General features: G+C 74.0%; 13 protein-coding genes. 8 read left to right on the top strand and 5 right to left on the bottom strand.

From position 1 onward, the window contains the following. Positions 1-12 precede the first annotated feature (12 nt). Entirely contained in the window at positions 13-1,446 is a 1,434-nt protein-coding gene (locus ACVHNB_RS24830; protein WP_428956460.1) for a hypothetical protein, read from the bottom strand. Positions 1,447-1,584: 138 nt separating this feature from the next. On the opposite strand from ACVHNB_RS24830, the gene ACVHNB_RS24825 reads away from it, so the two are divergent. The 3 genes from ACVHNB_RS24825 to ACVHNB_RS24815 all read left to right on the top strand — a co-directional run bounded on the left by ACVHNB_RS24825 (position 1,585) and on the right by ACVHNB_RS24815 (position 5,066). Further along, positions 1,585-2,142 (top strand): DUF1269 domain-containing protein, encoded by a 558-nt coding sequence (locus tag ACVHNB_RS24825; RefSeq protein ID WP_428956461.1) that lies wholly within the window; start codon positions 1,585-1,587, stop codon positions 2,140-2,142. Further along, positions 2,142-2,627: a DUF1269 domain-containing protein gene (locus ACVHNB_RS24820; RefSeq protein WP_428956462.1), complete on the top strand. Its 486-nt coding sequence runs from the start codon at positions 2,142-2,144 to the stop codon at positions 2,625-2,627. Before ACVHNB_RS24825 ends, ACVHNB_RS24820 begins: the two co-directional genes overlap by 1 nt. 156 nt (positions 2,628-2,783) lie before the next feature. Further along, entirely contained in the window at positions 2,784-5,066 is a 2,283-nt protein-coding gene (locus ACVHNB_RS24815; RefSeq protein WP_456225913.1) for a LuxR C-terminal-related transcriptional regulator, read from the top strand. 73 nt (positions 5,067-5,139) lie between these two features. Here the strand turns inward: ACVHNB_RS24815 and ACVHNB_RS24810 are convergent, their stop codons facing one another. Together ACVHNB_RS24810 and ACVHNB_RS24805 are read right to left on the bottom strand one after the other, a co-directional pair. Continuing rightward, positions 5,140-5,607, bottom strand: a complete 468-nt coding sequence (locus ACVHNB_RS24810) for a helix-turn-helix transcriptional regulator (protein WP_428956464.1) — start codon at positions 5,605-5,607, stop codon at positions 5,140-5,142. A 129-nt stretch (positions 5,608-5,736) separates the two neighbouring features. Next, positions 5,737-6,006, bottom strand: coding sequence for a hypothetical protein (locus ACVHNB_RS24805; RefSeq protein ID WP_428956465.1), 270 nt, complete (start codon positions 6,004-6,006; stop codon positions 5,737-5,739). A 176-nt stretch (positions 6,007-6,182) separates the two neighbouring features. On the opposite strand from ACVHNB_RS24805, the gene ACVHNB_RS24800 reads away from it, so the two are divergent. Beyond that, positions 6,183-6,644, top strand: a complete 462-nt coding sequence (locus tag ACVHNB_RS24800; RefSeq protein ID WP_428956466.1) for a DUF7144 family membrane protein — start codon at positions 6,183-6,185, stop codon at positions 6,642-6,644. Positions 6,645-6,663: 19 nt separating this feature from the next. Here the strand turns inward: ACVHNB_RS24800 and ACVHNB_RS24795 are convergent, their stop codons facing one another. Further along, a complete protein-coding gene (locus ACVHNB_RS24795; RefSeq protein WP_428956467.1) occupies positions 6,664-7,968 on the bottom strand; it encodes a diacylglycerol/lipid kinase family protein in 1,305 nt (434 codons plus the stop codon). 124 nt (positions 7,969-8,092) lie between these two features. Here ACVHNB_RS24795 and ACVHNB_RS24790 point away from each other — a divergent pair, with 124 nt between their 5' ends. Beyond that, entirely contained in the window at positions 8,093-9,496 is a 1,404-nt protein-coding gene (locus ACVHNB_RS24790) for a DUF2252 domain-containing protein (RefSeq protein WP_456225912.1), read from the top strand. Here the strand turns inward: ACVHNB_RS24790 and ACVHNB_RS24785 are convergent. Next, on the bottom strand, positions 9,488-10,285 hold the full coding sequence (locus ACVHNB_RS24785; protein WP_428956469.1) for a YhjD/YihY/BrkB family envelope integrity protein: 798 nt from the start codon (positions 10,283-10,285) through the stop codon (positions 9,488-9,490). The two genes, ACVHNB_RS24790 and ACVHNB_RS24785, sit on opposite strands and share 9 nt — an antisense overlap. 310 nt (positions 10,286-10,595) lie before the next feature. Here ACVHNB_RS24785 and ACVHNB_RS24780 point away from each other — a divergent pair, with 310 nt between their 5' ends. The 3 genes from ACVHNB_RS24780 to ACVHNB_RS24770 all read left to right on the top strand — a co-directional run bounded on the left by ACVHNB_RS24780 (position 10,596) and on the right by ACVHNB_RS24770 (position 14,712). Beyond that, positions 10,596-12,095, top strand: a complete 1,500-nt coding sequence (locus ACVHNB_RS24780; protein ID WP_456225911.1) for an FUSC family protein — start codon at positions 10,596-10,598, stop codon at positions 12,093-12,095. A gap of 245 nt (positions 12,096-12,340) precedes the next feature. Continuing rightward, the gene (locus tag ACVHNB_RS24775) at positions 12,341-13,621 is read left to right on the top strand and encodes a nitric oxide synthase oxygenase (RefSeq protein ID WP_428956471.1); all 1,281 of its coding nucleotides are present in this window, start codon (positions 12,341-12,343) and stop codon (positions 13,619-13,621) included. A 56-nt stretch (positions 13,622-13,677) separates the two neighbouring features. After that, complete coding sequence (locus ACVHNB_RS24770) at positions 13,678-14,712, top strand: lactonase family protein (protein ID WP_428956472.1); 1,035 nt, start codon at positions 13,678-13,680, stop codon at positions 14,710-14,712. Positions 14,713-14,758: the final 46 nt, after the last annotated feature.

The raw sequence follows: 14,758 nt of genomic DNA, 5'->3' as shown, positions 1-14,758 counted from the left end.
TCCTGCCCTCGGTCAGCTGGATGCGCCAGTCTTGGCGGGTGCCCCCGCAGCGGCTTCACCTGCCGGGGGTGAGGCTCCGGCCCGCGCGAGGAGCGTGAGCGCGATCTCGTACGCGGCCAGCACGAGCGCCACCACGAGCAGGCCGGTCCACGACGACAGCGCCAGCGCGACCAGGACCGCGACGACCACCCCGGCCACCCGCAGGACATCGGCGTGCCGCACGAGCCACGTCCGCACCGGCGACCTCCCGGCGGCCCGTTCACCGGCCCGCGCCAGGAAGCGGCCCGTGGCCCGGGCGCCCTGCGCCGTGTGCTGACGCAGCGCCACCGGCAGCCGTCCCGGTCCGGCCAGGTACGCCACGAGCGCGATGACGATGCCGAGCCACAGCAACTGGTCGCCCCGATCGCGCAGGGTGGTGAACACCGTGTGCAGCGCGGCCGCTACGCCGTCGCGGTAGACACCGGGCTGCACCTGGCCGATCAGCTGGTCCCGCACGGCCCGCAGCACGCTCGACAGCACGGTGACCGTCACGACCAGCCACAGGCCGAGCTGCAGCAGGGTGCGCCGACGGTTCGGCGACGCCCACAGGGCGAGCGCGAGCAGCACCGGCACGGCGATCAGCAGCCCCACCACCGCGCGCTTGAACAACAGCACCATTTCCTGGAGCTGCCCCAGCTCGTGCCGGTTGTAGAGGCGGATCTGCGCGAAGTCCGCCGGCAGCGACACCCCGAGCGCCTTCTCGATCCGCTGGTGCAGTCCGGGCGGAACCTCGCCGGAGGACAGCGGCGGCAGATCGAGCTTCTTGCCGAACAGCGTGGGCAGTTGATCCTCGATCGAGCCCAGCAGGTTGTTGACCATCGGCAGCAGGTTCAGGGTGACCGTGTCGCCGCTCACCCGCACGTTCTCGTTCTTCTTCTCCAGCACCGCGACGATCTGCGCGTGCGCGAACCGGTTCGTCGCGCGCCACAGGTCCTCGAACCGGTCGGTGGCGATGAGCTTGGAGATCGACTTCTGCAGATAGTCGTGCACGGCCCCGGTGACCGGCGCCGCCAGGAAGGACGCCCGGGGCGGCAGCGCCTCGGACAGCCGCTGCCTGACGTCCAGTTCGACGAAGATCTCGTTCGTCAGGTACGTGGACACGGCGGCGTTCACGTCGGGGTCCTCGGGCAGCGGACCCACCGCCGCGACCCAGCGGTCCGTGTCGAGCGTCGTCCGCGACCCCCACAGTCCGATCACCGAGGTGACCGAGAGCACGGCGACGAGTGCGATCAGCACCGCCGCGACGGCGCGGCGGACCGACAGGATCCGGGTCTGCCGGCGCCGCTCGGCGCCGGCCCGGTCGCGCAGCCGCTCGACCTCCGCGCGCAGACGTACCAGTTCGGATTCATCGGGGCTGTCCGGGGCCGGGGCACCGTCGCCTTGCCGCGGTGTCCGTTCATCGCTCATGGGCGTCGCACCTCCGCCGGCCAGCGTCCCCGGGCCGGCCCGGGCCTTGCTCACCTGCGGCGGGTGACGCGCCCCGGGCCCGTCGCCGCTGTCATGGCTGCCGTGACGGAGAAGGCCCGTCGCGTCGAAGGAGGAACCATGACAGGGATCGGACCGGTACAACTCCTCGTGGTCGAGTTCGGCCCCGAAGCCAAGGTCGAGGGGCGGATCGCCGAGGAGCTCGGGATCCTCGAGGCGAACGGGCAGATCCGTGTCCTCGACATGCTCTTCGTCCGCAAGGAATTCAGCGGGGACCTGTTCACCCTCGACTTCCAGGCCGAGGGGATGGGCGAGACGGTCGCCGCCCTGCTCGGTGTCTCCAAGGAGCGGATCAAGGCGGCCCAGGAGGAGTACCCGAGCCTCGCCGAGGGAAATGCCTTCGGCCTGTCCCTGATCGAGATCCGGGAGATGGCCGAGTCCATGGACCCGGGCGGCTCGGCGGCCTTCGTCCTGCTGGAGCACGTGTGGGCGAAGTACCTGCGCGCGGCCATCCGCGACGTCGGCGGCGTGCCCGTCGCGGAGGGCTTCCTCACCGTGGAGGCACTCGAACCCGTCGCCGCCGAGCTCCTCGCCGCCGCGGAGCGCCTGGGAGAGCCGGTCGAGCCCCGATCAAAACCCGACAAGTCGACGACCCGCAACCACCGCAGGAGGACCTGATGGCCGATCTCGTCGTGCTCGGTTTCACGGACAAGGAGAAGGCGGAAGCGGTCCTGCGCCTCAGCCGGGACCTCTCCAAGCAGGAACTGCTCGACCTGGAGGACGCGGCGCTCGCCTGGCGGACCGCCGACGGCAAGATCCACGTGCAGCAGACGTTCAGCACCACCGCCGCCGGCGCGGCCGGCGGCGCCCTGTGGGGTTCGCTGTTCGGGCTGCTCTTCCTGATGCCGGTGTTCGGTGCCGCGGTGGGGGCCGCCACCGGCGCGCTGGCCGGGAAGCTCACCGACATCGGTGTCCACGACGGCTTCGTGAAGGAGGTCGCGGCCACCCTCGAACCGGGCCACGCCGCCGTCTTCGCCCTCGTACGGCGCTCCACCCCCGACCGCGTGCGTGACGCCCTGCGTCCCTTCCAGCCCACCGTGCTGCGCACGTCCCTCACCAAGGACAAGGAGGAGGAGCTGGTCGCCGCCCTGCAGGGCAGCTGACCCGAGCGGCGGGGCACCCGCACCGGGCGCCCCGCAACGCGCCGTCGCACGCCGGAACTTCACCCGGATGAGATGGTGCCCGTCGCGCTCCCTCCCGCCCGCCGGGGCCCACACTGGCCTGTGCCGCGCCACTGCGCCCCGAGAGCGAGGTGCCCCATGGACGCGTGGTCACCGCCCGGACGGGACGACGGCCCGCAGCACACGGCCCCCTGCACGATCGCCGCGCTGCCCGCCTGGCTCGTCCCCCGGCCGCACCTCACGGACCGGCTCGCCCGGGGCGCCCTCGGCCCGCTGACCGTCGTCGTCGGCCCCGTGGGCGCCGGCAAGACGACCCTCGCCCTGGAGTGGGCGCACACCGGTCACCCGCCCGGACCGCTCGCCTGGGTCTCCTGCGACGGACGCGCCGAGGAGGCCGGGGTGTTCTGGCCCCGGGTGACCGACGCGCTGCGCCGGGCCGGGGTCGATCTGCCCGAGTCGGCCACCGCGGGGGAGGGGCCCTTCCTCGTGGCGGCCCTCGCCGCCCGGCTGAACGCGCGCGACGAGCCGGTGGTGCTGGTCCTGGACGGCTTCCAGCCGGCCCCCAGCTCACCGATCGCGGAGGGCGTCACCAGCCTCCTGCGCCACACCTCGGGCCTGCTGCGCCTGGTGGTCCTCGCCCGCCGCGACCCGCCGCTGCACCTGCACCGCGGCCGGCTCACCAGTGATGTCACCGAACTGCGCACCGCCGACCTCGCGTTCGACGACCGGGAGACGGCGGCACTGCTCGCCCAGCACGGCATCGACGTACCGAAGCACACGGTGAGCGCGCTGCGCCGCCGCACGGACGGCTGGGCCGCGGGGCTGCGGCTCGCCGCGATGTCCATGGAGAAGCGCCACGACCCCGACCGGTTCGTGGCGCAGTTCGCGGGCGACGACGAGGCGATCGCCAGCTACCTCGTCGAGGAGGTGCTCGATCTGCAGCCGCCCGGCATGCGCCGCCTGCTGCTCGCGACGAGCCTGCTCGGCCGGGTCAACGCCGAACTGGCCGCCGAGCTCTCCGGCGAGGACGCGGGCCGGCACTTCGCGGCCCTCGTCCGGGAGAACTCCTTCCTGCAGCCGGAGGGCCAGGGCTGGTACCGCTGCCACCAGATGTTCGCCGACGTGCTGCGGATGTGCCTGCGCCACGAGACCCCCGGCCTCGTCGCCCCGCTGCACCGGCGCGCGGCCGCCTGGCTCGGCGACCACGGGCTGCTCGCCGACGCCGTACGGCACCTGCTGGCCGCCGGCGACGGGGACCGGGCGGCCCGGCTGATCGTGCACCACCTGGCGATCGGCCAGGTCCTCGGCCTGTCCACGGCCCGGCTGCCCGCGGAACTGACTCGGCAGCCCCTCGACGACCTCGCGCCCGACGCGCCCGAATCCGCCCTGCTCGCCGCGGCCGTCGCCCGGACCCGCCACGACGACCGGGCCTGCGTCCGCGCGCTGGAACAGGCCGCCCGGCTGCTCGACGTCGCGCCGCCGGAGGAGGACCGCGCCGCGCGGTGCCGGCTGGCCCACGCCGTGATCCGCATGGAGCGGCTGCGCTCACGCGACCCGCAGGCGGCCCGCGCCGCCGCGGCCGACGCCGAGTCCGCGCGGCCGCACCTGCCGCATGCCGCGCTGCAACAGCGCCCGGAGATCGCCGCCCTCACACTGACCGTCCGGGGCAGCGGCGAACTCAGGGCCGGCAGCCTCAAGGCGGCCGAGACGACCCTCACCGGCGGGCTCAAGGCGGCCGGCTCCGCGGGGAACGGACCGCTGCGCCGCGACTGCCTGGTCGAACTGGCGCTCATCGAGGCGCTGCGCGGCCGCTTCCGGGCCGCCGACGAACTCACCACCTTGGCGGCCCAGCCGCCGCTGCCCGCCTGGACCGCGGCCGAGCCCACCCGCGCCACCCTGCACCTCGTGCGCGCCTGGGTCGAACTGGCCCGCGGCGCCCCCGCCCGGGCCCGGCACGAACTCGCCCGCGGCGAGGCCGCGTTGAGCACCCTGCCCGACGCGTTCCTCTCCGAGGTCGGTGCGCTGGTGGCACGCCTGACCACGGTGGTGGAGCGCGGCGGCGCGACCACGGCACCGGTCGGCGCCGTCCTGGCCGCCGCCCGGCTCCCCGGCCCGGTACTGCGCACCGTGGCCCCCACATGCACCGCGCTGCTCGCGTCCGCACGCCCGGCACGGGCCGAGGAAACCGCCGCCGTGCCGGAGCGCGGAGCGGTCCCGCAGCACCCCGCCGAGCGGCTCAGCGCACGGGAACACGATGTGCTGGACCGGCTCGCGCAGATGATGACCACCGAGGAGATCGCCGAGGAGCTGTACCTCTCGGTGAACACCGTGAAGACCCATCTCAAGAGCGTCTACCGCAAGCTCGCCGTCTCCCGGCGCTCGGCCGCCGTCCGGCGGGCCCGCGAACTGCAGCTGCTGTGACCGGCCCGCTCCGGCCCCGGCAGGGGACCGCCCGCTGCCCGGGACCGGCCCGCCCCGCGCACGACACCGGTCCCTACATCAGACCCAGCTCCCGGGCCCGGCCCACCGCCTCGGCCCGCGACCGCGCGCCCAGTTTCCGGTAGACGGCGCGGGCATGGCTCTTGACCGTGTTGTACGACACGTACATCCCGTCCGCGATCTGCCGCAGCGGCACCTCGTGCTGCAGCTCGTGCAGCACCGCGAGCTGACGACTGGTCAGCGGTTCGGTCAGCGGCGGCCCCGGTGCGTCCGGCCGCGGACCGGGCACCGAGGCCAGTACCGCCGTCGCCTCGTGCATCAGCTCACTGGCGCCGCGCGGGTTCCTGACGTCCCCCGCGATCTCCACCAGGACACCGGCGACCCACACCAGACAGGTCGTCACCGCCTCGTCCACCACCGTGGACTCGTGGTTCAGCGAACGCAGCCGCCGATGCAGGACGGACACCCGTCCGGGCCCCCGCACGGAGCCGTCGGGCCCCGTGCTCAGCACCCCTGTGCGCATGCCCCTCACCTCCCCATGTGCAGGGCATGCCCCTACCGTGGCGGGGGAGCCGAGGCACCGGAAGAGGCTTGTCGGCCCTGTTTCGACGGCGGATCCGGCCGCCGTGAACGGGGCGCCGCGCACCGGCCCTCAGGCTCTGCGGTCGCGGGGGCCCGGCAGCCGGCGCACCTCGAGGAGTTCGAGGCCGACCGCCTGGATGCGGTCGAGGATCCCGTACAGGGCCGCCTGGTCGAGGCCCGCTCCCAGCAGCACCGTCTCGGCGGGGTGCAGCACGATCGTGAGTTCGCTGAAGCCCGACCTGAAGGCCTCGCCGATCCGGCCCCGCACCCGGATCTCGAAGTCGGCGCCCGGCGATGTCCCGGCCGGTTCGGGACCCGAGCCCGCCTGTGCCCCGCCCATGACGTCACCTCCTGTGCGACAGACCGGTCCACGGCCGACCTTCTCGCGCGGCCCGGGCCGGCCACATCACCTCGTGCGGGTGACGGTGCCGGGGGAGCCGGGCTCATCCGACGCGGGTGAACCCCGGGGGCGGGAACGGGGAGACGCTTCAGCCTCCCCGAGGAGGAGGATTCGAGATGAGTGAGCAGACCTCGGCGGGCCGGGCGCCCTCCGGCGCTCCCGAGCCGCAGCCGCGTGTGAGTGCGGTGGCCGTCGGCGGAGTCGTCTTCGCCGTGTGCGTGATGGCCATCGTCGGCTTCTACCAGGCGATCGCGGGACTCTCCGGGATCCTCAGCGACAACTTCTACCAGGCGCAGAACGACTATCCGTTCGACTTCGACCCCAACATCCGCGGCTGGATCCAGCTGATCACCGGAGTCGTGATCCTCGCGGCGGCCTTCAACCTCTTCAGCGGGCGCACCTGGGCCCGCGTCGTCGGCATCGTCGTCATGGGCCTGAGCGCGCTGGAGAACTTCTTCTTCACGCCGTACTACCCGATCTGGTCGGCCATCATCATCGCCCTGGACATCACGGTGATCTGGGCGCTGGTCATGTACGGGACCCGCGAGGCGCACAAGGTCTACGGAGCTCCCATGTAGTGGCGGGACACCGCGCCGCTCAGCCCCGGAAGGTCAGCCCGAGCCGCCCGATGTGGCGCCAGTCGACCCGTGCGCGTGCGCGGTACGCGCCCGGACGCCGCCGGGGCACGATCACCCGCAGGGCACCGGGCCGCACCTCGCACCGCACGGGGACGCTCAGGCGCATCGCCTCACCGTCGACCCCGGCCGGGATCCACTCCTGGTCGGCGTCGACGACCACCGAGGTCGCCGTCGCCGTGGTCAGCCCGGCCGACCGCCCGCCGCGCAGCAGCCCCGCCGCCCGGGCGGCACTCGTGACCCGCACCCCGACGCAGCCGAGGACCCCGCCGTCCAGGCGCGTACGCCGGCCCAGCCCGGCCACGTCGTTCGCGCCGTAGGGGTTGTTGCTGACCAACAGCGCCTGCGGCTCGCTGAATTCCTGCTCCCCGGCCCGCGCCGTCAGCTTCGCGCCCTGGTGCCCCACGAGCAGATCGGGCAGCAGCCTGAGGGTGGTGCGTGTCTTGTCGTCCCGGTAGGCCGGGCTCTGCACCACCTCCGCATAGGCGCCGAACGAGACGTTGTTGACGAACGGCCGCCCACCGGCCCGGCCCAGATCCACCCGCAGCTCCACCCCGTCGCGCAGCGCGTCCAGGGCCCGGGCGGGGTCGTCGCGGTCCAGGCCCAGATCGAGCGCGAAGTGGTTGCGGGTGCCGGCCGGGATCACCAGGAAGGGCAGGTCGAGAGCGGCGGCGACCTCGGCGACCAGCGCCTGCGTCCCGTCGCCGCCTGCGACCCCGAGGAGATCGGCCCCCTCGGCCGCGCACTTGCGCGCCAGGGCCGCCACATCGGTCTCCTCCCGCCACTCCAGGAGCACCACATCGGCCCCCAACTCGGCAGCCAGTTCCCTCAGTTCGAAGCGGCGGACCTTTCCTCCGCCCGACCGCGGATTCATGATCAGGGCGGGGTGGCGGAACCGCGGCGCCGGCTGCTCGGGCATCGGGCCCGCGGCCGCGCCCGGCGCGAGCGCCGCTCGCCCGGCGCCGACCGCGACGAGCCACAGCGCACCCGACACGAGGACCACCCACAGCAGGTCCCGCCGGGCGTACGCCACCAGGACCCACACCGGAGCGGCCACGGCCAGCACCAGCGCGAGGAACCTCAGCACCCCCCTTCTGCTGAGAACCCACCAGACCGCCGCCGCCGTGATGGCCAGACCGCCGATCCCCACCGCGAGCAGAGCGAACGTACGCAGCCCCGCGAACACTCCCAGCACCACGACCGCGGCCGCGGCGGCGGCCAGGGACGCACGCGCCAGCCACCGCTGTCCACGCATCGTCGGTTCCATGCCCGCCAGTCTGGGACGCCACCGGGAGCCCGGCCTCACCCCTGGCAGGCGAGCTCACACCGACGGGGTGACGCGGGCGCGGCCGCCGCGGGACCACAGTGCCCACCCCTGGAGGGAGCACGCCATGACCGAGACCACGATCCGACACCACACCGCGCAGGAGCGGGCGAGCCGGGGCCGTGCGGCCCGCACCCGCGTCCCGCGGTCCAGCCACGCCGAGTTCGCGCCCGCCGCGGACCGCCCCGACCCGGTGGACGTGATCGAACGGCAGTCGGCGAGCAGGCTCTCCGACCTCGTGCCGATCCGCTACGGGCGCATGATCGAGTCGCCGTTCCGGTTCTACCGGGGCGCGGCCGGGCTGATGGCGGCCGACCTGGCCGCCACCCCGGCCAGCGGACTGCGGGCCCAACTCTGCGGGGACGCGCACATGTTGAACTTCCGGCTGCTCGCCTCCCCGGAGCGACACCTGATGTTCGACGTCAACGACTTCGACGAGACGCTCCCCGGACCGTGGGAGTGGGACGTGAAGCGGCTGGCCGCCAGCCTCGTCATCGCCGGCCGCGCCAACGGCTTCCGCCGCTCCGAGCGGGCCCGCGTGGTGCGGTCGGCGGCCCGCGCCTACCGGAGGTGGATGGCCCGGTTCGCCGGCATGCGGACCATCGACGTCTGGTACGCCCGGATCGACGCCGACGACCTGTACCGCACGATGTCGGGCCGGCTGGCCACGCCCGCCCGACGGCGGGTGTCCCGGGCCCTGGGCAAGGCCCGCACCCGCGACCATCTGCAGGCGCTGGAGAAACTGGCGCACGTGGTCGACGGCGAGCTGCGGCTCACCGCGGACCCGCCCCTGATCACACCGCTCGACACCCTGCTGCCGGATGTCGAGCGCAAGGACCTCGAAGGGCGGCTGCGGGACCTGATCGAGCGGTACGGCCGCAGCCTCCCCGCCGACCGCCGGGCACTCCTGGCCGAGTACCAGGTGGTCGACATGGCCCGGAAGGTGGTCGGTGTGGGCAGCGTGGGCACGCGCTGCTGGATCGTCCTGCTGCTCGGCCGCGACGACCGCGATCCCCTCCTGCTGCAGGCGAAGGAGGCACAGACCTCGGCGCTCGCCGAGTTCGCGGGCCGCAGCCGCCACACCAATCAGGGCGAACGCGTCGTCGCGGGACAGCGGTTGATGCAGGCGACCAGCGACATGTTCCTCGGCTGGGAACGGGTCCACGGTCTGGACGGTGCCGAACGCGACTTCTACGTACGCCAGTTGCGGGACTGGAAGGCGATACCCCAGGCCGATCTGATGACCCCGGACGAGATGCGGCTGTTCGGCAGGCTGTGCGGGGCGACGCTGGCCCGGGCGCACGCGCGCTCCGGCGACCGGATCGCCATCGCCGCCTATCTGGGCCGGTCCGACGTCTTCGACCGGGCCGTCGCCGACTTCGCGGAGGCCTACGCCGACCAGAACGCGCGCGATCACGAGGCGCTGGCCGCCGCGGTCCGCACGGGCCGGGTGTCCGCGATGTCAGCCTGACCCGACACCGAGGCGGCGGCGCAGGAACTCCTCCTGCGCCAGCGTCCGGCCGACGGCCACCCCGAACACGACGATGGTGAAGAGCACGATGAGCCAGGACAACAGGGTGAACACCGAGCCGAGGGCGCCGTAGCGCTCCGTGCTCACGCGCAGGGTGCGCGGCAGCCACAGCCCCGACAATGCGCAGAACGCGACGGCTCCCGCGCTGGTCAGCACGGCCCCCGGCAGCAGCGGCAGCCACGGCACCCGCCCGACGAGCAGGAGGTGCTGGGTCCACCACCACATGGGCACCGTGACGGTCAGCTGCAGCAGGTACGCGACGGCCGGTCCCGCGTCGACGGTGCGGTGCAGCGTGCCCTGCACGATCAGCGCCACGGTCCACACGAGCAGCCAGGCGGGCCACCGCCAGGCCACGAACCGGATTCCGGAGCGCGGCAGCTCCCAGGACCGCTCGCACAGACGTTGCAGGGCGCGGGTGAACGCGGTCGCGGAGAGCAGCGCCACCAGGAGGCCCGTCACACCCCAGCTGTGCGCGGCGGTGTCGCCGCCCTCGCTCAGCTCCTTCACCCCGGCCGCCAGCGCCCCGCCCGTCCCGAGCAGCAGGCTCACCGAGCGCACGAGATCGTCCCGGACGGCCCGCGGGCAGAACGACGCGATGGCGAGGAGCAACGGCAGCACGGCCAGGAACGCCTGCGCCGCGAGTCGCGTGGCCATGTCCAGGATGGTGACGCGGACGAGTTGCTGGACGATGCGGCCGACCAACGGCCAGACGGCACCGGCGATCGCCATGGCGGGTCCTCTCGTGGCACGGGGCTGGATCCTGCCCGGAACCTTCGGCTGCGGCAGCCCCGCGCACGTCGCCCGTGCGGGGTGACCCGGCCCGACCGGAAATGGTCCGTTGGCCCCCTGTCGGCCACCAGGGACGGCCATGTCCTGGGCCATTGGTACAGGGCTTTCGACCCTTGTTGAACCATGAGCCACATAGGTGCTGAGATATGCATGTCGATGGCGCTGCGGACCCTCCGGGATCTCCGCGGCGCCTTACTCATGTCGGGGCCCGTGTCGCGGTGCGCCCGGTGAGCGGAAAGGGCGGGGCAACTTGCTGAAGAGGGCGTTCGTGGCGCCGGATCCGGGACGGATGCGGCTGCGGTTCGCGAGCCGTGCGGTGCTCGGGATCGGGCTGGCCGTGGTGGTATGCGCGGCCGCCGGGCACTCGCTGGCGGCGGCCATCACAGGTGGTCTGGCCGCGCTGCTCGCCCTGTTCACCGTCACCGACACGACGGTGCGCGGGCAGGCCGTCACCACGGCGCTGCTGCCGGTCGTCGGGCTCCCGGTGCTCGCGCTCGCGGCCGTACTGCACACCCTGCCCCTCGCCCGTGACCTGGCGTTCCTGGCCGTCGTCGGGGCGGGCGTGTACGCGCGGCGCTGGGGGCCACGCGGGCACTCGCTCGGCGTGTTCGCCTTCATGACCTTCTTCGCGGCGCAGTTCCTGCACACCGCTCCCGGACAGCTGCCCGAGCTGTACGCGGCCGTGCTGATGTCGCTCGCCGCGGCGTCGACGGTGCGGTTCGGGGCCTGGTGCTACGAGCGGCGGATCCCGGCACCGGCGGCCGTGGTCGCGCCGGGCACCGGCACCGGGCTGGCCCGGATCACCACGCGGCAGGCCGTGCAGGCGACCGCGGGCGCCGGCTTCGCCCTCGCCGTCGGCCAGCTGCTGTCCGACCAGCGGTGGTACTGGGCCGTGGGCGCCACCTGGTGGGTGTTCGTCAACACCACCTCGCGCGGCGAGACGCTGGTGCGCGGCTTCCGGCGGTTCCTGGGCACGGTGCTCGGCATCGTGCTGGGATTCCTGATCGCCGTACCGCTGCACGACGTACCGGCCGCGGCCGCCGTGGTCATTGCCGCCGGCGTCTTCGGCATCTTCTACACCGCCGCCGTGTCCTACACCTGGATGATGCTCGCGGTGACCGTGATGGCGAGCATGCTGTACGGGCTGCTGGGCGTGCTCGATCCGGCGCTGCTGGCCCTGCGCGTGGGCGAGACGGCCGTCGGGGCGCTGGGCGCCGTACTCGCCGTGCTCCTCGTACTCCCGGTGACCACGCACTCCGTCACCGACGCCTGGGTGGAGCGCGCCCTGCGCTGTGTCCACGCGTGCACCGCCGAGGCCGCCGCCCGGCTCGCCGGTGACACCGCGGCGGACCCCGCCCCGCGCGTCCGCGAACTGGAGTCCCTCCTCGGCCGCGTACGGCTCTCGCTCGCGCCGCTCGTGCACCCGCTCAGCCCGCTGCGGGCCCGCAAGGGACGGGCCCGCCAGGTGCTGGCGCTGCTCGACGACTGCGCGCGCGAGGTGCGCGGGCTCGCCTCCGTCGCCGCCGACCCGGAGGCCTCGCACGACGCCCGTCTCGCCGCCGCCTGCTGGCGCGTGGAGACAGCCGTCGAGGCCCTCACCGCGCCCGCCCCCTACTCCCGCGGCACGGTCACGGCACCGGGAGCCGCCGAGGCCGAGCCCGTCCTGGCCCATCTGCACGCCCTGGAACAGGCCCTCGTCGAGCTCGCCGTGCCACTGCGCGGAGCCGGGCGCGCGAGCCTGGGCGCGTGAGAAAGCCTGCGCGCCGCTGCGTAGTTCCCCGCGCTCCCCGTACGTCCGTGACCCGGCCGCCGACCGGGACCGACTTGTGGTTGTCTCGCATCGGCGTGGACAACTCGGCCCCGAGTGAGGCACTTCCCGGGGCGCGTACAGGGTGGATCAGCCTGCCCGAGGGGTAACCCCGCGCCATTGGACACCTGGGCACACGGCCGCGCGGGAGTGAGCCGTGCGCCGTTGTCGAGCCGCTGGGGTGTGTCATGCGAAGCGACCTGCGCAGGAACGGATCACGGGACGTGGAGGGCTGGCTGTCCGCCACTCCCGACGTACCCCGCCACGAGCGCGGGCCCCGGCCCGCCGACGGCGTCCGCCCCCGGTCGGGCGGTGTTGCGACGAGGGAGGTGGCCCGTGCGGCGGCCGACTTCGTCCGGCGCCACCACGCGGAGGAGGAGCTCGGCGACCCCGCCCCCCGGCTCGCCGAGATCGAGGCGGAACTCGCCGCCACGGGCACCTACACGCACACCTCGCAGGAACTCGTCCACGGCGCCCGCGTCGCCTGGCGCAACGCCAACCGCTGCATCGGCCGCCTGTACTGGCGCTCCCTGCGCGTCCGCGACCTGCGCCGTCTCACCGACGCGCAGGAGATCGCCGCGGCCTGCGCCGACCATCTGCGCGAGGCCGCCCCCGACGGCCGCATCCGGCCGCTGATCACCGTCTTCGCCCCGGACGCCCCCGGCAGGCCGGGACCGCGCATCTGGAACGAACAGCTCATCCGCTACGCCGGATACGTCCAGCCCGAGGGGCACGTCGTCGGTGACCCGCGCGGCGCGGGCCTGACCGAGTTCGCCCGGGGCCTCGGCTGGCGCGGCGGCGCGGGCACGTCCTTCGACGTGCTCCCGCTGATCGTGCAGCGGGTCCCGCACGAGCCGCCCCGCTGGTTCGACCTGCCGCCGGACGCGATCCTCGAAGTCCCGCTCCACCACCCGGAGTTCGGCTGGTGGTCCGAGCTCGGCCTGCGCTGGCACGCGGTTCCCGCGCTGTCCAACATGTGCCTGGAGATCGGCGGTGTCTGCTACGGCGCGGCCCCCTTCAACGGCTGGTACATGGGCACCGAGATAGGCGCCCGCAACCTCGCCGACACCGACCGCTACAACCTCCTGCCCCACCTCGCCCACCGCCTGGGCCTCGACACCAGCAGCGACCGCTCCCTCTGGAAGGACCGGACGCTCGTCGAGCTCAACCGCTCGGTCCTGCACTCCTTCGACCGGGCGGGCGTCACCGTCACCGACCACCACACCGAGTCCGACCGCTTCCTGACCCACCTCGCCCGCGAGGAGTCCCGCGGCCGCACCGTCGGCGCCGACTGGTCCTGGATCGTGCCGCCGATCTCCGGCTCCGCCACCGCGGTCTTCCACCGCACCTACGACACCACCGAGAGCACCCCGGCCTTCGTGCACCACCCCGACGCCCACGCGCGGGCCCGCGGCGAGGAGCGGCCGCCCGCGGCGCGGCACCGGACTCCCTGGCACGACCTGGTCTAGACCCGCTGCTACCGTCGGCGCACGGGCACAGGGCCCGCACGCCGAAAGGGGAAGCAGTGACCGGCAGTCAGCCAGGGCGGGCCTACATCGGATCGTTCACCGCGGCGGGCGGCCGGGGTATCGCCACCGCCGCGGTCGACACGGCGGACGGCTCGCTGCGCCTCCTCGGCGCCACCGACGCCCTGCCCGACCCCTCGTACCTGGCGGTCGCGGACGGTCTGCTGCACGCGGTCAGCGAGACGGCCGACGGTACCGTCGCCGCGTTCCGTACGGACACGACGCCGGTCACCCTGGCCGCCCCGCCCGTACGGGTCGACGGCGACGGCCCCACCCACGTGTCCGTCCGGGGCGGCCACGTGTTCACCGCCAACTACGGCTCCGGCAGCGTCACCGCGGTGCCGCTGCGCGCCGACGGCACCCCGGACGCGGCCGGCCGCGACGTCCTGCGCCACACCGGATCGGGCCCGCACCCGCAGCGGCAGCAGGCCCCGCACGCCCACCAGGTCCTGCCGGACCCGAGCGGCCACTGGGTGGTCAGCGTCGACCTCGGCACCGACTCGGTCCGCGTCTGCGCCCTCACCGACGGCCGCCTCACCCCGCACCACGAGACGGCCCTGCGCCCCGGCTCCGGCCCCCGCCACCTGGCCTTCCACCCGTCCGGCCGCCACGCGTACGTCCTCAACGAACTCGCCCCCACCCTCACCGTCTGCCGGTGGGACGCCACGACCGGCACCCTCAAGCCGCTGACGGAAGTCGCGCTCCTGCCCGGGGCACCGCGCGGCGACGCCTACCCCTCCGAGCTGGTCGTCTCGCCCGACGGCCGCTTCCTGTGGACGGCGACCCGCGGCGAGGACGTCCTGTCCCTCCTCGCCCTGGACGCGACGGGCGAGCACCCCACACTCCGCTCGACGACCCCCTGCGGCGGCCACTGGCCCCGCGACCTGGCCCTGCACCCCAGCGCCCGCTTCCTCTACGCGGCGAACGAACGCTCCGGCGACGTGACCTGGTTCACCGTGGACGACACCACGGGCACCCCGGTACGCGGCGGATCGGTACAGGTCCCGGCGGCCTCCTGCGTGGTGTTCGGCTGATCAGGCCCGTCCGGCGATCGAGGACGAGCCGAAAGATCCCACGAGA

Source organism: Streptomyces sp. YJ-C3, from assembly GCF_053891275.1.
This window is presented reverse-complemented; position numbering and strand designations above follow the sequence as displayed.

Bases quoted from the DNA above. Each gene is read 5' to 3' on its own strand.
- ACVHNB_RS24820 (WP_428956462.1), top strand. From the start codon at position 2,142: ATGGCCGATCTCGTCGTGCTCGGTTTCACGGACAAGGAGAAGGCGGAA.
- ACVHNB_RS24790 (WP_456225912.1), top strand. From the start codon at position 8,093: ATGACCGAGACCACGATCCGACACCACACCGCGCAGGAGCGGGCGAGC.
- ACVHNB_RS24825 (WP_428956461.1), top strand. From the start codon at position 1,585: ATGACAGGGATCGGACCGGTACAACTCCTCGTGGTCGAGTTCGGCCCC.
- ACVHNB_RS24785 (WP_428956469.1), bottom strand. From the start codon at position 10,285: ATGGCGATCGCCGGTGCCGTCTGGCCGTTGGTCGGCCGCATCGTCCAG.
- ACVHNB_RS24775 (WP_428956471.1), top strand. From the start codon at position 12,341: ATGCGAAGCGACCTGCGCAGGAACGGATCACGGGACGTGGAGGGCTGG.
- ACVHNB_RS24830 (WP_428956460.1), bottom strand. From the start codon at position 1,446: ATGAGCGATGAACGGACACCGCGGCAAGGCGACGGTGCCCCGGCCCCG.
- ACVHNB_RS24815 (WP_456225913.1), top strand. From the start codon at position 2,784: ATGGACGCGTGGTCACCGCCCGGACGGGACGACGGCCCGCAGCACACG.
- ACVHNB_RS24800 (WP_428956466.1), top strand. From the start codon at position 6,183: ATGAGTGAGCAGACCTCGGCGGGCCGGGCGCCCTCCGGCGCTCCCGAG.
- ACVHNB_RS24795 (WP_428956467.1), bottom strand. From the start codon at position 7,968: ATGGAACCGACGATGCGTGGACAGCGGTGGCTGGCGCGTGCGTCCCTG.
- ACVHNB_RS24810 (WP_428956464.1), bottom strand. From the start codon at position 5,607: ATGCGCACAGGGGTGCTGAGCACGGGGCCCGACGGCTCCGTGCGGGGG.
- ACVHNB_RS24805 (WP_428956465.1), bottom strand. From the start codon at position 6,006: ATGGGCGGGGCACAGGCGGGCTCGGGTCCCGAACCGGCCGGGACATCG.